Source organism: Streptomyces sp. NPDC024698, assembly GCF_055559015.1.
Genome location: NZ_JBVHLK010000043.1, coordinates 1 through 20239, shown reverse-complemented (window position 1 = coordinate 20239; position 20239 = coordinate 1). Strand labels below are relative to the sequence as shown.

Genomic DNA, 20239 nt, shown 5'->3' with positions numbered 1-20239 from the left:
GTGCGGTGCAGTCCTAGACAGCTCCACCACATCGGAGGTCTTCGCCATGTTCAAGACCCGCCAGTGTCAACAACGCTCGTGATCAATACACCTAGTCCGCGTCGTACGCCTCGATCAGTTCCCGCGAGCGCTTCACGTCGTCGCCGATCGCCACGAGCAGGGCTTCGATGGAGTCGAACCGGGCCTGGCCGCGGACGAAGGCGAGGAAGTCGACGGCGACGTGCAGACCGTAGAGGTCGAGGCCAACGCGGTCGATGGCGTACGCCTCCACCGTGCGCTCGGTACCGTCGAACTGCGGGTTCGTACCTACGGAGATGGCGGCGGGCATGATCTCGCCCTGGGCGTGCAGCCAGCCGGCGTAGACGCCGTCGGCGGGGATCGCGGTGTGCGGGAGGGTCTCGACGTTCGCCGTGGGGAAACCGAGCTCGCGGCCGCGCTGGGCGCCGCGGACGACGACGCCCTCGACGCGGTGCGGCCTGCCGAGGATCTCGCGCGCGCCCTCGACATCGCCCTCGGCGACGAGCCGCCGCGTGAGGGTCGAGGAGAACGGCTCGCCGCCGCCGGCCTCGCCGGACACGAACAGGTCGACGACCTCGACCTCGAAGTCGTACGTCTCGCCCTGCTCGCGCAGGAAGTCGACGTTGCCAGCGGCCTTGTGGCCGAAGCGGAAGTTGGGGCCCTCGACGACCGCCTTGGCGTGCAGCTTGTCGACCAGCACCTTGACGACGAAGTCGGCGGGCGACAGCTTCGAGAACTCGGTGGTGAACGGCAGGATCAGCAGGGCGTCGACGCCGAGTTCGGCCATCAGTTCGGCGCGGCGGTGGTGCGGGGCGAGCAGCGGGGGGTGGCTGCCGGGGCGGACCACCTCGCTGGGGTGCGGATCGAAGGTGACCACGACGGAGGGGACGCCCCGTTCACGGGCGCGGTCCACGGTATGCCGGATGATCAGCTGGTGTCCGCGGTGCACCCCGTCGTAGGAACCGATGGTGACGACGCTGCGCCCCCAGTCCTCGGGGATGTCCTCCAAGCCACGCCAGCGCTGCACTGTGACCGCTCCTTGTCGAACCCGTGTCCGTGATTGCCTTATTCGCAGCTCTAAGGGTGCCATGCCGTGCGCTCTCGGCTTGCATCGGCATCGGGCTGTGACCGATCACTCAGCGCCACGGGGCGCGGGCGTGGTTCAGACGGGGGCCCTCACCCCGGCCAGGCTCTCGATCAGGTGGCGGGTGCCGGGGCCGACGAGGCCGGACCAGGTCCGGGGTTCGCCGGTCACCCAGCGGGCCACCAGGGCGGCGAAGCCCGGGACGTACCGCGCCAGGTCGGCCAGGCCGCGGTCGAACGCGGTGGCCCCGGCCGGTGTGCGGACGAGGAGGAGTCCGACGCGGTGCACGAGTTCGCGGGTGGGCGCCTCTCCCCTGCGGTCGAGGCCGTCGCCGGCGGCCTTCAGCACCGTGTCGAGAACGACCGGATCCCGCTCGTGCGCCAGCAGCAGATCGAGCAGTTCGCGCCGCAGCGGGGCCGACGCCTGTTCGCCCGGTGCCGCGAGGACCTGGGCGAGCGCGCCCCGCACCGATCTGCCGCAGATCTCCAGCAGACCGCTGACCAGGGGGAACAGCACCTCCGGGGAGGCGTTCCCGTGGTCGATGCGCCGGTCCACGTCCGCGGCCGTGCAGGCGGCGGCCGCAGGGCACAGCTCCACGGTCTCCCGCACCAGGGCCGCGACCGGGCGGGCCAGCGCGGGCGTGGTGACGTCGGCGAGGGCGCTCAGCAGTTCGGCGGTGTCGGGGCCGAGCCGCAGCAGCCGGTCGCGGAACGCGGCGAGCACGGGCTCCGGGTCGGTGGTGAGCGCGGCGGCCGGCGCGCCGGGCGGCAACCGGGGGTCGCCGGCCGCGAAGCGTTCCAGGGCCTGCGGCAGCCAGCGGGCACGCGTGAGCGGATCCCGTACGAGGACGCCGAGCGCTGCGCCGTGCAGGGTGTGGTCGGCGGGGCGGGCGAGCAGGGCGAGGGCGGCCCGCCGCAGCAGCTCCCGGTCGGCCGGGGTGGGCGCGAACGGTGCCGCCCGGAGCGCGTGGGCGATGGCCGCCGCGCGTCGCGCGGGCCGTTCGTCCCGGGCCCACCGGTCGACCGCCCGGCACACGGCCGAGGGCTCCTCCTCGGCGAGCACGGCCAGCAGTTCGTCGCCCCGCGGATGCGCGCCCGCCATCAGGGCCTCGGTCAGATCGTCCGGGGCGCGCCGCCGGTGCGCGTAGAGCAGTGCCTGCGCGGCCGTCGCCACGGTCGCGTTCGGCGTCGCGGGCAGGGGGCGCTCGTCGTCGAACCAGCGGGTGAGGTGCCGGTGTACGGCGATGGGGTCGGCGGCGAGGAGGCGGGAGACCGTGTCGAGGTGGCGCGGGGCGGCGGGGGCCTCGCCCGGGTGCGCGGGCGCGGCGGCCGGGGTCCGGCGAGGGTCGGCCACCACCAGGCGTCGGAGCAGATCGAAGCGTTCCGTGTCGGGGACGGGCAGCGCGACCCAGAACGCGGGGCCGAGCTCCTCCGGTACGGGCCTGCCCTGCCGGCGCCAGGCCACGATCCGCTCGGTGAGCAGCCGCAGCGCGCCGGTGTACGGGGTGGCGTCGGGCACGCGGAGCAGGACGGTGGTCAGGAGGCGGGTGGCCCACCAGAGGGAGTCGCCCTGCGGGGCGGCCTGCCGGATGCCGGGGGCAGCGCCGTGCGGGGAGGTGTGCGGGTCCGGCGCCCCGGGGAGCAGTTCGTCGATCGCGTGGACGAGGTCCGTGAGGCGACGGGCCGGTTCGGCGGTGCCCTGGTGCCGGGCCGACAGGAGCAGCGTCTCGACGACGGGTCCGATCCGGTGCCGGGGCACGGGAACGGGGTCCGTGGCGGGGCCGAGGGTGCCGTGATCACCGGCTCTGGCGCCGGTCGGGGTGGACCGGTCACGCCGGGCGTGCCGACGGCCGGGTCCGGGGTCCACACCGGGCGCAGGGTCCACACCGAGCGCAAAAGCGCCGGAATCACCGGCTCCCGCACCGGGCGCGGTGAACCGGTCACGCCGGGCGTGCCGTCGGCCGGGCGCCATGGTCTCCGTACGCCCGGAACGGGAGCTGGAACCGACGCCGGTGCCGGAACCGGAACCGACGCCGGTGCCGGGACCCGGAGTCACGCGTCCGCGGTGGATCAGGCTCTCCAGCGCGGCGTCCAGGTCGAGATGGGAGCCCTGGATCCAGTCGGCGAGCTCCTCGTGGGCGAAGCGGTAGCCGTCGCCCGCGGGGACGAGGAGTCCTTCGGCGAGGACGGCGGACGCCCAGCCGGTGATGCCCGCGAGGCGTCCTCCGGCCGGTCCCCAGGGGAAGACGCTCTCGAAGGAGGCCCGGTCCAGTCGGCCCTGTCCTGGACCCAGGCAGCGCCGGGCGGCTTCGTGGACCTGGCCGGAGACCCGGGCGGCGAGCCGGCGCACGGCGGTGCCGCGCAGTCCGTTCGCGCCGGCCAGCCGGACCGCGACGCGCAGGCACATCAGGTCGAGGTGGGCGGCGAACACGTCGTCGCGGTCGAGGTGGGCGGCACCCTGTGCCGTGGCAGGCGCCGACGGCACGTCCACGGGCGCGGCCAGCAGCTCGGAGAACAGCCGGAGCACCAGCGGATGGCGGGCGTCGCCCGGGGCGAGGACCCCTTCCGGAATCCCGCTTCCGGACCGGGCCCGCCGCCCCTCGTCCTCGCCCAGATCGCCGAGCGGCACGCAGGATGGCAGGGCAGGGGCGGGCCGCCCGTCCGGGTCCGGTGTCCACGGGGCGTCCGAGGACGGCGGCGGGCGGTGCAGCAGGTGGGCCGGGAATTCCGCGCCCGCGCCTTCCCAGAACTCCGCGCGGCAGGCGATCACCAGGCGGGTGCCGGTCTCCGTCAGCCACGCGGTCGTCGCCTCGGTCCAGGAGCGGAGGCGGTGGGCCAGTTCGGGGGGCATCTCCTCGGGGCCGTCCAGGAGGAGCAGGAGGGGACGGCCGGCGGCGCGGGCGGGATCGGCCAGGCGGTCCGGGGCGATGTCGCCGAGTTCGCCTCCGTATCCCTCGGGAGGCAGGACGCTCGTCCCGGCCGGGGAGCGCCGCGCGGCCGTCGCCCCCGACTCCGCGTGCTCGCGCCGGGATGCGGCCACGATCCGTCCGGCGCGTTCCAGGGCGCGCGTCGCCGCGTCCGCGACCGAGACGTCGTCCGCGCGGAGGTCGGCACCGCGCAGCCACAGGGTGGGGGCCGGTGCGCGGCCCCACAGACGGCGGGAGGCGAGGGCGGCAAGTTCGGTCGTACGGCCGCTGCCGGGCGGGCCGACGAGGCCGAGGACGAGGGCCCCGCCGTTCTCGAAGGCCGCGAACTCCCGGACGGCAGCCGCCCGTTCGACGATTCCGGGGTACGGTCGGGCAGCCCCGGACGGGACCGGTGGACGGGGTCCGTCCGAGCCCACCGAGGTCGCCGTGAGCTCCAGGGCGGCGGCGAGGTTGAGATCGGCGCCGTACGCGGGGACGGTGGCCGCGTTGCGGGCCAGCAGCGCGGCGAGCGACTCCGAGGCGCCCCGCAGGGGGACGGCGAGGCCGGCCGCGCGCGGGGCCTCCGGGGCCTCCTCGGAGGTGCTGCGGGCCAGGGTGGTGCCGACGACCGCCACGACGGCACCGGTGCGGGCGTCGAGGACCGGTCCGCCGGATGCTCCGCCGCCCGGCCTGAGCGCGTCCGCGCCCGCCGTGCCGATCGCCAACTCCAGTGCGTCGCGCAGGAGATGGGTACCGCCGCCGGTCGCGTACGTCACGGTGGAGGTGTCCAGCACGCGCGCCTCGCGCCAGCCGCCCGCGGCGAGTCTGACGTACGTGCCGGTCGCGACGCGGTCCCGCACGGTGACGGGGAGCGGAACCAGGCCGAGGCCTTCGGTGCGCACGAGCGCCAGACCGAGGGCGGGCAGGGGTGTGACGGCGTCGGCGCCCAGCACGCGGGCAGGGCCGCCGGGGGCGTGCAGGACGATTCGGGTCAGTCCGTCGACGGCCTCGTGGCTGGTGATCACGGTGCCGTGGTGGTCGGCGGCGAAACCCGTGCCGCGTGGACGGCCGGCCGGGTCACAGACCCGTACGAGGGCGTCGTCCCCCGTCCGTCCGGCGCCGTCCGCCGCGTCGTGGCCGGTCCGTCCGGCGCCGTCGGCCGCCTCTTCGTACCCGGTCCGCGGGCCTCGCCCCGCCATACCCGAACCTCCCCGCCGTGCTCCTGCGTCCGACGGTAGGGCCGAGTTGATCAGCGGGACAGATCATGAGGGAAACGCGCCCCCGTCCGCTCCCCCGGTTCACTCCGAGCGCCCGCCCGATGGGGTGAATCGGGCAGTTCGGATGGATAGACCCTTGGGTGGGGGAACCGAGGGGGGACCGTCGAGCGGCGGGCACGAGACCCCGTGACCGCCGCTCCACGGGCGAAGTCCGCCCGGCCGTGCGCCCCGCGGGGCGCGCGCCGCTCAGGCGAAGACGGCCAGGCTCTTGGCCTTGCCCTTCTGCTCCTCGACCAGCGCGAGGAACTGGCCCTCGGGGTCGAAGACCGCGACGGTGCCCTTGCCCGCGTACTCGTCGGGCATCTCCAGCCGGACGCCGTTGAGCAGCAGCCGGGCCCGCTTGGAGTCCACGTCCCAGCGCGGGAACGCGGCCGCGGCCGCCTCCGCGATCGGCATCACCGTCAGCTCCTCCTGGAGCTGGTCGAGGGTGCGCGCGGAGTCCAGCTTGTACGGGCCGACGCGGGTGCGGCGCAGGGCGGTGAGGTGACCGCCGACGCCGAGGTCCGCGCCGAGGTCGCGGGCGATCGCCCGGATGTACGTGCCCGACGAGCAGACGACGGAGACGACCAGGTCGAGCACCGGGGTGCCGTCCTCGGCGACCGCGTCACGGATGTCGTACACGGCGAACGAGGAGACGGTCACCGGGCGGGCCGGGATCTCGAACTCCTCGCCCTCGCGCGCCCGCTTGTACGAGCGCACGCCGTCGATCTTGATGGCGCTGACCTTGGACGGCACCTGCATGATGGCGCCGGTCAGCTTGGCCACCCCGGCGTCGATCGCGTCGCGCTTCACACCGGAGGCGTCCGTCGAGGACGTGATGTCGCCCTCGGCGTCGTCGGTCAGCGTGTTCTGGCCGAGCCGGATCGTGCCGAGGTACTCCTTCTCGGTGAGCGCGAGGTGCCCGAGAAGCTTGGTGGCCTTCTCGACACCGAGGACGAGCACACCCGTCGCCATGGGGTCGAGGGTGCCCGCGTGGCCCACCCGGCGTGTCCGGGCGATGCCGCGCATCTTGGCGACCACGTCGTGCGAGGTGAAGCCCGACGGCTTGTCCACGATGACAAGCCCGTCGGGCGTTTTGGTCTTCTGCGTCATCGAGCCGAGTCGCCCTCGTCGTCCTCGTCGTCGTCCTCGTCGTCCTCGCCCGGCTTCTTGTACGGGTCCGCGTCGCCCGCGAAGGACGCGCCGGCCGAGACCTCGCGCACCTTCTCGTCCGAGGCCCGTGCCTTGTCGAGGAGGTCCTCGATGGTCTTGGCGGTGTCCGGCAGGGCGTCCGCGACGAACGTCAGCGTCGGCGTGAACTTCACGCCCGCCGCCGCGCCGACGGCCGAGCGGAGCACACCCTTGGCGCTCTCCAGGCCCGCGGCCGCCTCGGCACGCTGCTCGTCGTCCCCGTACACCGTGTAGAAGACGGTGGCCTCCCGGAGGTCCCCGGTGACCCGGGTGTCCGTGATGGTGACGTGAGTGCCGAGCCGCGGGTCCTTGATCCCGCGCTGTAGCTTCTTGGCCACCACCTCTCGGATGAGGTCCGCCAGCCTCTTCGCCCGCGCGTTGTCGGCCACTGGTCCGTCTCCTTCTTCGCCTTGCGTGTTGCGTCGGTCTTCGTCAGTCTTCGTCGTTGTGGAGTCTGCGTCGTACCGACAGCAGTTCCACCTCCGGTCGCGCAGCGACCAGCCGTTCGCACCGGTCCAGTACGTCGGTCAGGTGCGTGGTGTCCCCGGAGACCACCGCCAGGCCGATCTCGGCCCTGCGATGAAGGTCCTGGTTGCCCGTCTCGGCGGCACTCACCGCGTACTTCCGCTGGAGTTCGGCGACGATCGGCCGGACGAGAGAGCGTTTCTCCTTGAGCGAGTGAACATCGCCGAGGAGCAGATCGAAGGACAGCGTCCCCACATACATGTGTAACCGGATGTCCCGCCGGTACGGGGTAGACGGCCTGCCAGTGCTTGGCAGGGACATCAGAACCGTACAACGAACGGCTGGGATGCTCGCGGGGGTTTTCGCCCCGCGGACCGGTGGGGGGCTTGTCGCGCAGTTCCCCGCGTCCCTGACGGGGCGCGGGGAACTGCGCAAGCAGGCAAACGGCAAGCTGGCCGACGGTGACTTCTCACCGTCGGCCAGCTCACACAACCGCTTTACGAGCGCGGCTTCTCGCGCATCTCGTACGTCGCGATGACGTCGTCGACCTTGATGTCGTTGAAGTTGCCGAGGTTGATACCGCCCTCGAACCCTTCGCGGATCTCGGTGACGTCGTCCTTGAAGCGACGCAGCCCGGAGATGTTGAGGCTCTCCGCGATGACCTTGCCGTCGCGGATGAGGCGCGCCTTGGTGTTGCGCTTGACCTCGCCCGAACGGACCAGGACACCGGCGATGTTGCCCAGCTTGGACGACTTGAAGACCTCGCGGATCTCCGCCGTGCCGAGCTCGACCTCCTCGTACTCCGGCTTCAGCATGCCCTTCAGGGCCGCCTCGATCTCCTCGATGGCCTGGTAGATCACCGAGTAGTACCGGACGTCGACGCCCTCGCGCTCCGCCATCTGCGCCGCGCGGCCCGCAGCGCGGACGTTGAAGCCGATGACGATGGCGTCGGAGCCGGTCGCCAGGTTGATGTCGGACTCGGTGACCGCACCCACACCGCGGTGCAGGACACGGATGTCGACCTCGTCGCCGACGTCGAGCTGGAGCAGGGAGGACTCGAGAGCCTCCACCGAACCGGACGCGTCGCCCTTGATGATGAGGTTGAGTTCCTGCACCAGACCGGCCTTGAGGGCCTCGTCCAGGTTCTCCAGGGAGAACCGGACACCCCGGCGGGCGAAGTTGGCGTTGCGCTCGCGCGCCGCCCGCTTCTCGGCGATCTGACGCGCCGTGCGGTCCTCGTCGACGACGAGGAAGTTGTCGCCGGCACCCGGGACGTTGGTGAGACCCAGGACCAGGACGGGGGTCGACGGACCCGCTTCCTCGACGTTGTTGCCGTTGTCGTCGAGCATCGCCCGGACACGGCCGTACGCGTCGCCGACCACCATGGTGTCGCCGATGCGCAGCGTGCCGCGCTGGACCAGGACCGTCGAAACGGCACCGCGGCCGCGGTCGAGGTGGGACTCGATCGCAATACCCTGCGCGTCCTGCTCCGGGTTGGCCCGCAGGTCGAGCGAGGCGTCCGCGGTCAGGACCACGGCCTCCAGCAGGCTCTCGATGTTGAGGCCCTGCTTGGCGGAGATGTCGACGAACATCGTGTCGCCGCCGTACTCCTCGGCCACCAGACCGAACTCGGTGAGCTGACCGCGCACCTTGGTCGGGTCCGCGCCCTCGACGTCGATCTTGTTGACCGCGACCACGATCGGCACGTCGGCCGCCTTGGCATGGTTCAGCGCCTCGATCGTCTGGGGCATCACACCGTCGTTGGCCGCCACCACGAGGATCGCGATGTCGGTCGACTTGGCACCACGGGCACGCATGGCGGTGAACGCCTCGTGACCGGGGGTGTCGATGAAGGTGATCCTGCGCTCTTCACCGTTGACCTCGGTCGCGACCTGGTACGCACCGATGTGCTGCGTGATACCGCCGGCCTCGCCCGCGACGACGTTCGTCTTGCGGATGGTGTCGAGAAGGCGGGTCTTACCGTGGTCGACGTGACCCATGACGGTCACGACCGGCGGACGGACCACGAGGTCGTCCTCGTCGCCCTCGTCCTCGCCGAACTCGATGTCGAAGGACTCGAGCAGCTCGCGGTCCTCCTCCTCGGGGCTGACGATCTCGAGGACGAAGTTCATCTCGTCCGCGAGGAGCTTCAGCGTCTCGTCGGAGACGGACTGCGTGGCAGTGACCATCTCGCCGAGGTTCATCATCACGCCGACGAGCGACGCCGGGTTGGCGCCGATCTTCTCGGCGAAGTCGGTGAGGGACGCACCGCGCGACAGGCGGACGGACTGTCCGTTGCCGCGAGGCAGCATCACGCCGCCGACCGACGGGGCCTGCATGGCCTCGTACTCCTGGCGCCTCTGCCGCTTCGACTTGCGACCACGACGCGCCGGACCGCCGGGACGGCCGAACGCACCCTGTGTGCCACCACGGCCACCGGGACCACCCGGACGACCGCCGAAGCCGGGACGACCGCCGCCGCCACCGCCGGGACCACCCGGACGGCCGGCGAAACCGCCGCCACCGCCACCGGGACCACCGGGACGACCGGCGAAACCGCCACCGCCGCCACCGGGACCGGCCGGACGACCGGCGAAGCCGCCGCCGGGACGACCGCCACCGGGACCGCCGGGACGACCGCCGCCTGCACCCGGACCACGGCCACCGGGGCCGCCGCCGGGACGCGGGCTGCCCGCGGCAGGACGCTGAGGCATCATGCCGGGGTTCGGACGGTTACCGCCCGGAGCGCCGCCGGGACGCGGAGCGCCACCCTGCGGACGGGGCATGCCGCCCGGAGTCGGACGGGCACCGCCCGGACCGCCCTGCGGACGCGGAGCGCCGCCGGGACCGCCCTGGGGACGGGGAGCACGGTCCTGGCCGCCTGCACCCTGCGGGCGCGGGCCACCGGGGGCACCGGCGCCACCGGGACGCGGGGCACCGCCCGGACGGGGCGCCTGCGGGCGCGCCATGCCGGTCGAGCCACCAGAGGTGAACGGGTTGTTGCCCGGACGGGGACCCGCGGGACGGGCACCACCCGGACGCGGGGCCTGGCCGCCGGGACGCGGGGCGCCCTGACGGTCGCCGCGCTCGGGACGGTCACCACGGCCCTGACCGCCCTGGCCGGGGCCACCGGCCGGACGGGCACCGGGACGCGGGGCCTGCTGGCCACCGGGACGCGGGGCGCCCGGACGGGCACCCGCGGCGGGAGCCGAGGAGGGGGTCTGCGGCGCGGCCGGCGCCGACGGGGGCGCCGTGAACTCGGCCGCGACCGGAGCCGGAGCCGCCGGAGCGGGCTTCGGAGCCGGCTTGGGACCCGGAGTCGGGCGGGGGCCCGAAGCCGCCGGGGTCACCGGAGCGGCCGCGGGCTTGTCGGCCACGGCCGGCTTCGGGGCCGGCGGGCGCGGGGCGGCCGGACGGGCAGCCTGCGCCGGGGAGGGGGCGCCCGGCTTCGCCGGGGCAGCCTTGCGGGGGGCGGGCTTGCCGCCACCGTTGCCCTGCTGGAGGGCATCTGTCAGTTTGCGTACGACGGGGGCCTCGATCGTCGAGGACGCCGAACGGACGAATTCACCGAGTTCTTGGAGCTTGGCCATGACGACCTTGCTCTCTACGCCGAACTCCTTGGCGAGTTCGTATACCCGGACCTTAGCCACTTCGCTCCTTTTAGGTCCGGGTCTGCGTCCGGACCGTCGCTACTTCATGGGCGTACTCATCGCGTGCTCATCGAGTGCTCATCGCAATCTCGACCTACTTCCAACTCGCGGAATACCAGGGCCGCACGGGGGTTCCGTACGACGCTTCTTACGGTGTTGCCTGCTCGACGTAGAGGCGCAACGCCACGGTGTCGAGCGGTCCCGGGGCGCGCAGCGCCCGTGGGATCGCCCGGCGGCGGACCGCCAGGTCGAGACAGACCGGAACGGGATGCACGTACGCACCCCGACCAGGCAGCGTACCGCGATGATCGGGGACACTTTCACCCTCGACCGCCACGATGCGCAGCAAGTCTCTCTTGGCCGCTCGCTCCCGGCACCCCACACAGGTGCGTTCAGGGCATGCGCGGGCTCGCGTCCGGCCAGACACTCTTGAGTCTACCTCCCCGTACCGACCTCACCCCTTTGGGGCAAGAATCGAACGGTTGTTGTCGTGATGTAAGCGATGCGCGGGCCGGATCTATTCCCGGTCTATTCCCCGCGCTGCCCGTCGGGCTGCTCGGTGTCCGGACGGATGTCGATCCGCCAGCCCGTGAGACGCGCGGCGAGGCGGGCGTTCTGGCCCTCCTTGCCGATCGCCAGCGAGAGCTGGTAGTCGGGGACCGTCACGCGCGCGGAGCGGGCCGCGAGGTCGACGACCTCCACCTTGGAGACCCGGGCCGGCGAGAGCGCGTTGGCCACCATGTCCGCCGGATCGTCCGACCAGTCGACGATGTCGATCTTCTCGCCGTTCAGCTCGGCCATCACGTTGCGCACCCGGCCGCCCATCGGGCCGATGCAGGCACCCTTGGCGTTCAGGCCGCTGCGGTTGGACCGGACGGCGATCTTCGTGCGGTGGCCGGCCTCACGGGCGATGGCGGCGATCTCGACGGAACCGTCGGCGATCTCCGGCACCTCCAGCGCGAAGAGCTTCTTCACGAGGTTGGGGTGCGTACGGGACAGGGTCACGGACGGACCGCGGACACCCTTGGCCACCCGTACGACGTACGAGCGCAGGCGCAGGCCGTGCTCGTAGTTCTCACCGGGCACCTGCTCCTGCACCGGCAGGATGGCCTCCAGCTTGCCGATGTCGACGAGCACGTTCTTCGGGTCGCGGCCCTGCTGGACCACACCGGTGACGATGTCGCCCTCGCGGCCCGCGTACTCGCCGAGGGTCGCGTCGTCCTCGGCGTCCCGCAGGCGTTGCAGGATGACCTGCTTGGCGGTGGTGGCGGCGATCCGGCCGAACCCCGAGGGGGTGTCGTCGAACTCGCGGGCCTCCTGCCCCTCCTCCAGGTCCTCGGGGTCCTCCTTCGCCCACACGGTCACATGACCGGTCTCCCGGTCGAGTTTCACGCGCGCGCGCCGGCGGCTTCCCTCGGTGCGGTGGTAGGCGATGAGGAGGGCCGACTCGATCGCCTCGACCAGCAGGTCGAAGGAGATCTCCTTCTCCCGCACCAGACCCCGCAGGGCACTCATGTCGATGTCCACGGCTACGCCTCCTCTTCCTTCTTGTCCTTGCGGCTGAACTCGACCTGGACGCGGGCCTTGACGACGTCTTCGAAGGCGAGCCGCCTGGCGGTGGGCTTGCGCCCCTTCACACCCGGCACCTCGACATCGAGACCGTCGTCCTCGACCCGCAGGATCCTCGCGAGCAGTTCGCCGTCCTCCGCCAGCTGGAACTTCACCAGGCGGTCGGTGGCGCGTACGTAATGACGGTGTTCCTTGAGCTCGCGCTCGGCACCGGGGGTTCCGACCTCGAGGGTGTATTCACCCGAACCCATCACATCGGTCTCGTCGAGCTTCGCCGAGAGCGCGCGGCTCACATCGGCGATCGCGTCCAGGTCGGCGCCCTCGTCCGAGTCGACGACGACGCGCAGCACTCTCTTGCGGCCTACGGACTCCACTTCGATCTCCTCGAGATCGAGGCCCTGGGAGCTCACGAGCGGATCCAGGAGTTCTCGAAGCCTCTCGCTCTGGGTCGTGCTCATCCGGGTGACTCCTCGGCCGCGTGTGCTGTTGTGGGTTGGTCGCGTGTCAGCTCAAAGGGTATCCGGTCGCGGAGGGTGTTGCCGTCCACCGAGCGGGTGGGCCCGCACCGGCGGACCCCGGCGGGACCGCGGCGAACGGGGCCGGAGACAGTTGGAGGAGAGCCGCTGGGCCGTGATCGGGCTCTGCGCGGGTACCGTGATCACGGGCAGTTCGCCCATACATTCGTACGAGCCCTCCGAGGACGTCTGCCGTGTCGTTCCCCCTGCCGTCGCGCACCCCGTCGGGTCCGCGCCGAAGGACCCTGCTCGCGGCCGCCGCGGGTGCCTTCGCGCTCGCGGGCTGTTCCGCTCCCGAGCCGTCCGGCGACACGACGGGCGGCAGCCCCTCGGCCGCTGACCGGGCCCGCGCGCGTGCGGCCCGCGACAGCATGAGCCTCTCCGACCGCTACACCGCGGTGATGGCCGCGCATCCGCAGCTGGCGGAGCGGCTCGGCCCGCTGCGGGCCGAGGTCGTCCGGCACGCGACGGTGTTCGGGGGCGGAAGCGCGGGGGCGACGGCGTCCTCCTCGGGGTCCGCCTCGCCGACGGGCTCGGCAGCGGCTTCGACGTCCGCGTCCCCGACCGGATCGCCGTCCGCGTCGGCCACGGATTCGGCCACGGTCCCGGCGTCCGGGTCGGCGCCCGCGTCGAGTTCGGCTTCGGCTTCGGCTTCGGCTTCGGCTTCGGCTTCGGCCGGGGCCTCCCCCGGTGTGGCGGTCCGTCCCAAGGACGCGCTCGCCGCACTCGCCTCCGCCGAGCTGGCGCTCGCGGACGAACGGACCCAGGCCCTGGTGACCGTGCCCGGCGAACTCGCCCGGCTGCTCGCCTCCGTGGCGGCGGCCGGCGCGGCCCACGCGTACCTGCTGACGAAGGCGGCGAAGTGAGCAAGCGGAACAGGACCGAGGAAGCCGAGCTCAAGGCCCTCCAGGCCGCGCTGGGCGCCGAGCACGCGGCCGTCTACGGCTACGGCGTCGTGGGCGCCCGGATCGGCTCGGCCCGGCAGCCGGACGCCCGGTCGGCGTACGACGGCCACCGGGCGCGACGGGACGAACTCACGCGGGCGGTGAAGGACATGGGCGCCGTTCCCGAGGCCGCTTCGGCCGCGTACATGCTGCCGTTCCCGGTGACGGACACCGCCGCGGCCATACGGTTCGCGGCCGAGCTCGAGGAGCGGGTGGCCGACGTGTACTCCGACCTCGTACGCGCCTCCACGGGCGACCGGCGGCGCATGGCGGCCGGGGCGCTGCGCGAGGCCGCGGTGCGCGCGGTGCGCTGGAGCGGCGAGAGCGTAGCCTTCCCTGGGCTCGCCGAGCGGGCGGCCACCCCGTCCCCCACGGCACCCTCGCCGACGTAACGCGACCTGGAAGGAAACCTCTCGCGCATGGACTCGCGCATGGCCTTCGAACCGCCGAGGCGCCTCCTCCGGGCGCTCGGCGAGACCCGCCGGAGCGGGCCGGAGAGCGCCGGCGCGGCCGACGAGTGGCTGGAGCGGCTGCCCGAGCTGGCCCGACGGACCGTCGCCGCGCGCGAGTTGACGGTGGAACGGGTGCAGGCGCCGGGCGGGCGCAGCAGTCTGGTCGTCCTGGTGCGACGGGCCGACGGGACGCCCGCCGTGCTCAAACTGGCGCCCGGGCGGGCGCGTCCGGAGAGCGAGCGGGCCGCGCTCGCCCACTGGGACGGCCGTGGCGCGGTCCGGCTGCTCGGACCCGGTGACCCGGACGGCGTCTCCGCGACCGATGGCGTGCTGCTCCTGGAACGGCTGCACCCGGATGTCTCCGTGCGGTCGCTGCCCGAGGCGAAGGCCCTGCTGGAGGCGGCGGGGACGCTGCGGCGGCTGTGGGTCGAGCCGCCCGCGGACTCCGTCTTCGAGACGGTGGCGGAGCGGACCGGGCGGCAGGCCGAGGCCATGCGGGCCACGGCGGCGGGCGAGGGCGGAGCCGGGGTCCGTGATCTGGTCGGCGCCGCCCTCGCGGCCCGCGACGAACTGCTGGCCGAGCCGCCGGAGGCACGGCTGCTGCACGGGACGTTCCGGCAGAGCAAGGTGCTCGCCGCCGAGCGCCTGCCCTGGCTGGCCGTGGGACCCGACCCGGTGGTCGGCGAGTGCGCGTTCGATCTGGCCCGGCTGGTCCGCGACCGGGTGGAGGACCTCATCGCGTCGCCCTCGGGGGCGTCGATCACCCGTCGGCGGATCAAGCGGCTCGCCGAGTCCCTGGACGTGGACCAGGCGCGGCTGCGCGGCTGGACCCTGTTCCGCGCCGTCGAGTCGGGCGTCCGTGCGGGCCGGGTGGGCCGCCCCCAGGACGCCGAACTGCTCCTGGAGTTCGCCGGCTGGCTCTGAGGACCGGGCGGCCAGGTCCCGCGGTGGTGCTCCATCCGCTGTGCACCGGACGGCCCGCGCGAGAAGCCCCCGGCGGAGCCTCGCGGGGCGGAGGACCGGGCGGAGACCCGAAGGGGCTGGGCCGCGGCGTGCTCCGGACGGCTCCTGAGCAAGCCGCGCGGCGTCCCGCGGAACCGGGCCGCGTCCCGGCCGGAGCGAACCCCGTGCCTCCGGGAGAGGGCCGAACCTCGCCCCGTATCCCTGGAAACGGCCGAGTGGAACGCGGCACCCCGGAAAAGCCGAACGGCGCCTCGCACCCCCCTTGAGGGGTCGGGGCGCCGCCCAGGTCGTCGGTTACGCCGTGAGGCGGGCGATCGCCTCTTCGACGGTCAGTTCCTCGCGCTCACCGGTGCGACGGTCCTTCAGCTCCACGACGCCCTCGGCCGAGCGGCGGCCGGCGACCAGGATCGTCGGGACGCCGATGAGCTCCGCGTCGGTGAACTTCACGCCCGGGGAGACGCCCGCGCGGTCGTCGACCAGGACGCGGACGCCGGCGGCGCCGAGCCTCTCGGACACGTCGAGCGCCAGCTCGGTCTGGAGGGCCTTGCCCGCCGCGACCACGTGCACATCGGCGGGAGCGATCTCCTTGGGCCAGCACAGGCCCTGCTCATCCGCCGACTGCTCGGCCAGCGCGGCGACGGCGCGGGAGACGCCGATGCCGTACGAGCCCATGGTCACGCGGACCGGCTTGCCCTGCTGTCCGAGCACGTCGAGGCCGAAGGTGTCGGCGTACTTGCGGCCGAGCTGGAAGATGTGGCCGATCTCGATGGCGCGGTCCAGCTTGAGGCCGGCCCCGCACTTCGGGCAGGGGTCGCCCTCTTCCACCACGACGACGTCGAGGTAGTCGTCGACCTCGAAGTCACGGCCGGCCACGACGTTCTTCGCATGCGTGTTGATCTTGTTGGCGCCGGTGATCCAGGCGGTGCCGGGGGCCACGCGCGGGTCGGCGATGTAGCGGACCTTCTCCAGGCCCTGCGGGCCCACGTAGCCGCGTACGAGATCGGCGCGGCCCTCGAAGTCCTCCGCCGTGACCAGCTCGACGACGGCCGGGGCGAGGTGCTCGCCCAGCTTGCCGAGGTCGACCTCGCGGTCGCCGGGGACGCCCACGGCCACGATCTCGCCGTCGATCTTGACCAGCAGGTTCTTCAGCGTCGCGGAGGCGGGCACACCGAGGTGCTCGGCGAGCGTCTCGATGGTCGGGGTGTCGGGGGTGTCCAGCTCCTCGACCGCGCCGTGCTCCTCCGAGACGGGCGTGAGCTTGAAGGTCACGGCCTCCGTGTTGGCGGCGTAGTCGCAGGCCGGGCAGTCCACGAAGGTGTCCTCACCGGCGGGGGCGGGCGCGAGGAACTCCTCGGAGGCCGAGCCGCCCATGGCGCCGGAGACGGCGGACACGATGCGGTAGTCGAGGCCGAGACGCGCGAAGATCTTCTGGTAGGCCTCGCGGTGCAGCCGGTAGGACTCGGCGAGGCCCTCGTCCGTGATGTCGAAGGAGTACGAGTCCTTCATCTGGAACTCACGGCCGCGCAGCACACCGGCGCGCGGACGGGCCTCGTCGCGGTACTTCGTCTGGATCTGGTAGAGCATGACCGGCAGGTCCTTGTACGAGGCCACCTGGTCCTTCACGATCAGCGTGAAGATCTCCTCGTGCGTGGGACCGAGCAGGTACTCGGCGCCCTTGCGGTCCTTGAGGCGGAACAGCAGGTCGCCGTACTCCTCCCAGCGGGCCGAGGCCTCGTAGGGCTCCTTGGGCAGCAGGGCCGGGAGGAGGACCTCCTGGGCGCCGATCGCGTCCATCTCCTCGCGGACTACGCGGGAGATGTTGTCCAGGACCTTCTTGCCCAGCGGCAGCCAGGTCCAGATGCCCGCGGCGTTGCGACGCACGTAACCGGCGCGCATGAGCAGCTTGTGATTGAGCGTCTCGGCGTCCGCCGGGTCGTCACGCAATGTCTTGACCATCAAACGGGACATGCGCTGGACCTGGGCCATGGTTCTCGACTCCTGCTGCGTAAGGGTGATGCCTGGAGGTTATCCGGGCAGCGGCCGTCCCCGGAAATCCATTAGCGGTGTCGCAGCGGGAGAGGGGCGCCCATCACGGCGTACGGCTTGGGCGCGCTGGGGAACAGGACCCGCCGGGCGAGGTCCTCGTAGCCGAGGGAGCGGTACAGGCCGCGGGCCGGGCTGTCGATGTCGATCGCGGAGAGGATCGAGCGGGGTTCGGTCGCCGTGTCCGTGATCGAGGTGATCAGGGTGCGGCCCACGCCCCGGTTCTGGAAGCGGGGGTGGACGTGCAGTTCGGTGATCACGAAGGAGTCGTCGAGCCAGCCGTCGTGACCCTGGGCGCGCAGATACGGTTCGACGACGGTGGACCACCAGTGCGCGCGGTCGTTGGGCATGCCGTAGACGAAGCCCACGAGCCGTCCGTCGGCGGTGGTGGCGCCCAGCGCGCGTGCTCCCGGATGGGTGAGGTGGCGCAGCACGATCTGGCGCCGCACGGCGATCTCGTCGGCGCCGAGCCCGAAGGCGAGCGCCTGCACGGCGAGTGCCTCGTCGACGCGCGCGGCGAGATCCAGCGGGCCGATGACCACGTCGTCGGACTGGCGGTGGCCGTGACCGGGAAAGCGCAGCATGCCGGGAGACTACCTGGCGGACCGTGTGACGCGTGAGGTGCCGACGGGCCCTCACCGGGCGTCAGAACAGGACGCTCATGAACGCGCCGGTCTCCTGGAACCCCACGCGCCGGTACGTCGCCCGCGCCGCGGTGTTGAAGTCGTTGACGTAGAGGCTGACGACCGGGGCGACATCGGCGAGGGCGTAGCGCAGGACGGCCGCCATGCCGGGAGCCGCGATGCCCCGGCCGCGGTATTCGGGAGCCACCCACACCCCCTGGATCTGGCAGGCCTCGGTGGTCGCGGCGCCGATCTCCGCCTTGAAGACGACGTTGCCGTCCCGGTCGAGACGGGCGAAGGAGCGGCCGGAGCCGACGAGCTCGGCCACCCGGGCCTGGTAGAGCAGGCCGCCGTCGCCGGCCAGCGGCGAGACGCCGACCTCCTCGGTGAACATGGCGACGCAGGCCGGCATGATCGTCTCCATCTCGTCCTTGCGGATGCGACGGACGTACGGATCCGGGGTGATGCCGGCGGGCAGCCGGTCGGTCACCATCAGCGGCTGGTGGGCGCGGATCTCTCGGGCGGGACCCCAGCTCGGTTCGAGCAGCCGCCACAGCTGGGCGGTGGACTCGGCGGGTCCGACGATCGAGGAGCAGCGGCGGCCGCTTCTGCGGGCCCGGTCGGCGAAGCCGCGCACGGCGCGCGGGGTGGCGCAGATCGGCACGAGGTTGGCGCCCGCGTAGCACAGGGACTGGAGCATGCCGTCCTCGTACCAGCCCCACATCTCGCCGCCGAGCCGCCACGGGTCGAGCCCGGCGACCTGTACTCGGGAGGTGACGAAGGCGTTCGCCACCGGCTCGCGGCCGAGGACGGCGAGCGCGGCGTCCAGGTCACTCGGTTCGAGGACCCTGGTGGTGGTCTGGGTCAACACGTGCGGGGGCCCTCACCCTGGGATCTGCTGATCTCCGCACTGTACCTGGCGCTGTTGTGCGACGCCGCCCCTCGTACCGGCGGAACGGTCCGGCCGCAGCGCCCGGTCAAGGGGCCACGAGCTGCTGGCCGCCGTCCACGTCGAACGTCGCCCCGGTGAGTGCTTCGTTGACCATGATGTGGACGGCGAGCGCCGCCACGTCCTCGGGGCCCACGACCCGGCGGATGGGAAGGGTCCGGCGCAGTTCCTCCCGGCGTTCTTCGAGCCGGTCGCCGAGCAGCGCGGCGGACAGGGGGGTGTCGACGAATCCGGGGGCGATGAGGTTCGCCCGGATCGGTGCGAGTTCGAGGGCCAGGTTGGCGGTGAGGGCGGGCAGGGCCGCGGTCATGGCGCTCACGATCGACATACCGGGACCGGGGCGTCGGCCGCCCGTGCCGCCGATGAAGATCAGGGTGCCGCCGGGCCGCACCTTGTCCCGGCTGCCGAGGGCGACGCCGAGGGTCATGGACAGACGCTGGGCGAACGCGCGGCTCGCCCGGTCCACCTCCATGTCGTCCAGGGGCATGTAGGCGGGGCTTCCCGCGGTGAGCAGGATGTGGTCGACCGGTCCCGGCAGGTTCTCGAAGAACTCCGCGAGGCGGACGGTGTCGCTCGCGTCGAACGCCGCGGTGCCGACCGGCTGGAGTTCGAGCGCGGCCTCCTCCAGGCGTTCCGGGTTCCGGCCGACCAGGACCAGGCGTCCGCCGCCGGCGCGCACCTGCCGGGCCGTCTCCCGTCCGATGCCGGCGCTCGCCCCGATCACCACGACCGTCTGGTCGGCGATGCCCGGGGCGCGCGGTCCCCGTACTTCTCGGTCAGCGGTCATGGTGTGCCTCCTGGGCCGGGTGCACCGGCCCTGCGGTCGCGTGGGAGGGGCCGTGCGGTCGCGTGGGCGGGACCGGTGCCGCGCCCTGCCCCTTCGTCCGTGCCTGCGGAAAGCCGCGCCGGGACCGTGCCGCCCGGCGCTCCGCCCCATCGTCGCGCCGGAACCCGACACGCGCCTGTCGGCGGAACGGGAACCCCGGGGCGCCGGAACACCGGTGAGGCCGAGGTGCGGAGACGCCCGGACGGTGCCGCAACGGCGGAGGCCCCCGGGTCCCCGCAGCGTCCGGAACCCCCCGCCGGTCGTCACCGGATCGGGGGTTCGGGAGTGCGCGGGCCCGGGGGCCTCGTACGGAACTGCTGGGGGCGTCAGCCGCCGGGGACGGCGAGCCCGCCTTGGGCGGTCAGCTCACGACGGACGGCGAGCCGAGCCTGGACGGGCCAGCCCGCCATGGACGGGTCAGCCCGCCACGGACACCGACGGTTCGCCGGAGGCGACTCCGTCGGCCTCCATCTGCTCGGCGAGCTTCATCGCCTCTTCGATCAGGGTCTCCACGATCTTCGACTCGGGGACGGTCTTGATGACCTCGCCCTTGACGAAGATCTGGCCCTTGCCGTTGCCGGAGGCGACACCGAGGTCGGCCTCGCGGGCCTCGCCGGGGCCGTTGACGACACAGCCCATGACGGCGACGCGGAGCGGGACCTCCATGCCGGTGAGGCCGGCGGTGACTTCCTCGGCCAGCTTGTAGACGTCGACCTGGGCGCGGCCGCAGGACGGGCAGGAGACGATCTCCAGGCCGCGCTGGCGCAGGTTCAGCGACTGGAGGAT

At 72.9% G+C, this 20239-nt stretch carries 16 protein-coding genes and 1 pseudogene; 3 read left to right on the top strand and 14 right to left on the bottom strand.

What is annotated here, in order from left to right:
- Nucleotides 1–91 precede the first annotated feature (91 nt).
- From ACZ4AA_RS37730 to rimP, 9 genes are all read right to left on the bottom strand, one after another.
- Entirely contained in the window at nucleotides 92–1045 is a 954-nt protein-coding gene (locus ACZ4AA_RS37730) for a bifunctional riboflavin kinase/FAD synthetase (RefSeq protein WP_467613041.1), read from the bottom strand.
- Nucleotides 1046–1180: 135 nt separating this feature from the next.
- Nucleotides 1181–5206: a trypsin-like peptidase domain-containing protein gene (locus tag ACZ4AA_RS37725; RefSeq protein ID WP_467613038.1), complete on the bottom strand. Its 4026-nt coding sequence runs from the start codon at nucleotides 5204–5206 to the stop codon at nucleotides 1181–1183.
- A 264-nt stretch (nucleotides 5207–5470) separates the two neighbouring features.
- Nucleotides 5471–6376 (bottom strand): tRNA pseudouridine(55) synthase TruB, encoded by a 906-nt coding sequence (truB, locus tag ACZ4AA_RS37720; protein ID WP_467613035.1) that lies wholly within the window; start codon nucleotides 6374–6376, stop codon nucleotides 5471–5473.
- Nucleotides 6373–6843 carry a 30S ribosome-binding factor RbfA gene (rbfA, locus tag ACZ4AA_RS37715; protein ID WP_467613032.1) on the bottom strand — a complete coding sequence of 157 codons (471 nt, stop codon included), beginning with the start codon at nucleotides 6841–6843 and terminating at the stop codon, nucleotides 6373–6375. Before rbfA ends, truB begins: the two co-directional genes overlap by 4 nt.
- A gap of 43 nt (nucleotides 6844–6886) precedes the next feature.
- A complete protein-coding gene (locus tag ACZ4AA_RS37710) occupies nucleotides 6887–7180 on the bottom strand; it encodes a DUF503 domain-containing protein (RefSeq protein ID WP_384791348.1) in 294 nt (97 codons plus the stop codon).
- 236 nt (nucleotides 7181–7416) lie between these two features.
- Nucleotides 7417–10569 carry a translation initiation factor IF-2 gene (infB, locus tag ACZ4AA_RS37705; protein WP_467613029.1) on the bottom strand — a complete coding sequence of 1051 codons (3153 nt, stop codon included), beginning with the start codon at nucleotides 10567–10569 and terminating at the stop codon, nucleotides 7417–7419.
- Between the two features lie 148 nt (nucleotides 10570–10717).
- Nucleotides 10718–10996, bottom strand: a complete 279-nt coding sequence (locus ACZ4AA_RS37700; protein WP_467613026.1) for a YlxR family protein — start codon at nucleotides 10994–10996, stop codon at nucleotides 10718–10720.
- 101 nt (nucleotides 10997–11097) lie between these two features.
- On the bottom strand, nucleotides 11098–12096 hold the full coding sequence (gene nusA / locus ACZ4AA_RS37695; protein WP_467613023.1) for a transcription termination factor NusA: 999 nt from the start codon (nucleotides 12094–12096) through the stop codon (nucleotides 11098–11100).
- 2 nt (nucleotides 12097–12098) lie between these two features.
- Nucleotides 12099–12596: a ribosome maturation factor RimP gene (gene rimP / locus ACZ4AA_RS37690; protein WP_467613020.1), complete on the bottom strand. Its 498-nt coding sequence runs from the start codon at nucleotides 12594–12596 to the stop codon at nucleotides 12099–12101.
- 251 nt (nucleotides 12597–12847) lie between these two features.
- On the opposite strand from rimP, the gene ACZ4AA_RS37685 reads away from it, so the two are divergent.
- The 3 genes from ACZ4AA_RS37685 to ACZ4AA_RS37675 are packed head-to-tail and all read left to right on the top strand — an operon-like array spanning nucleotide 12848 to nucleotide 14973.
- Nucleotides 12848–13519: a hypothetical protein gene (locus tag ACZ4AA_RS37685; protein WP_467613014.1), complete on the top strand. Its 672-nt coding sequence runs from the start codon at nucleotides 12848–12850 to the stop codon at nucleotides 13517–13519.
- Complete coding sequence (locus ACZ4AA_RS37680) at nucleotides 13516–13989, top strand: ferritin-like domain-containing protein (protein WP_467613011.1); 474 nt, start codon at nucleotides 13516–13518, stop codon at nucleotides 13987–13989. The genes ACZ4AA_RS37685 and ACZ4AA_RS37680 overlap by 4 nt, the downstream gene beginning before the upstream one ends.
- A 39-nt stretch (nucleotides 13990–14028) precedes the next feature.
- Nucleotides 14029–14973, top strand: coding sequence for an aminoglycoside phosphotransferase family protein (locus tag ACZ4AA_RS37675; protein ID WP_467613044.1), 945 nt, complete (start codon nucleotides 14029–14031; stop codon nucleotides 14971–14973).
- Between the two features lie 333 nt (nucleotides 14974–15306).
- On the opposite strand, the gene ACZ4AA_RS37670 is transcribed toward ACZ4AA_RS37675, so the two are convergent.
- From ACZ4AA_RS37670 to ACZ4AA_RS37650, 5 genes and pseudogenes are all read right to left on the bottom strand, one after another.
- Nucleotides 15307–16998: a proline--tRNA ligase gene (locus ACZ4AA_RS37670; protein ID WP_467613008.1), complete on the bottom strand. Its 1692-nt coding sequence runs from the start codon at nucleotides 16996–16998 to the stop codon at nucleotides 15307–15309.
- A 71-nt stretch (nucleotides 16999–17069) separates the two neighbouring features.
- Nucleotides 17070–17639, bottom strand: coding sequence for a GNAT family N-acetyltransferase (locus ACZ4AA_RS37665; protein ID WP_467613005.1), 570 nt, complete (start codon nucleotides 17637–17639; stop codon nucleotides 17070–17072).
- 61 nt (nucleotides 17640–17700) lie between these two features.
- Nucleotides 17701–18549 carry a GNAT family N-acetyltransferase gene (locus ACZ4AA_RS37660; RefSeq protein ID WP_467613002.1) on the bottom strand — a complete coding sequence of 283 codons (849 nt, stop codon included), beginning with the start codon at nucleotides 18547–18549 and terminating at the stop codon, nucleotides 17701–17703.
- Between the two features lie 106 nt (nucleotides 18550–18655).
- On the bottom strand, nucleotides 18656–19414 hold the full coding sequence (locus ACZ4AA_RS37655; RefSeq protein WP_467612999.1) for an SDR family oxidoreductase: 759 nt from the start codon (nucleotides 19412–19414) through the stop codon (nucleotides 18656–18658).
- Nucleotides 19415–19870: 456 nt separating this feature from the next.
- A pseudogene (locus tag ACZ4AA_RS37650) lies at nucleotides 19871–20239 on the bottom strand (flavodoxin-dependent (E)-4-hydroxy-3-methylbut-2-enyl-diphosphate synthase); the annotation flags it as partial.

Coding starts and splice junctions, on each gene's coding strand:
- ACZ4AA_RS37725 (WP_467613038.1), bottom strand. CDS start 5,206: ATGGCGGGGCGAGGCCCGCGGACCGGGTACGAAGAGGCGGCCGACGGC.
- truB (WP_467613035.1), bottom strand. CDS start 6,376: ATGACGCAGAAGACCAAAACGCCCGACGGGCTTGTCATCGTGGACAAG.
- ACZ4AA_RS37710 (WP_384791348.1), bottom strand. CDS start 7,180: ATGTATGTGGGGACGCTGTCCTTCGATCTGCTCCTCGGCGATGTTCAC.
- rimP (WP_467613020.1), bottom strand. CDS start 12,596: ATGAGCACGACCCAGAGCGAGAGGCTTCGAGAACTCCTGGATCCGCTC.
- ACZ4AA_RS37675 (WP_467613044.1), top strand. CDS start 14,029: ATGGCCTTCGAACCGCCGAGGCGCCTCCTCCGGGCGCTCGGCGAGACC.
- ACZ4AA_RS37670 (WP_467613008.1), bottom strand. CDS start 16,998: ATGGCCCAGGTCCAGCGCATGTCCCGTTTGATGGTCAAGACATTGCGT.
- ACZ4AA_RS37665 (WP_467613005.1), bottom strand. CDS start 17,639: ATGCTGCGCTTTCCCGGTCACGGCCACCGCCAGTCCGACGACGTGGTC.
- ACZ4AA_RS37655 (WP_467612999.1), bottom strand. CDS start 19,414: ATGACCGCTGACCGAGAAGTACGGGGACCGCGCGCCCCGGGCATCGCC.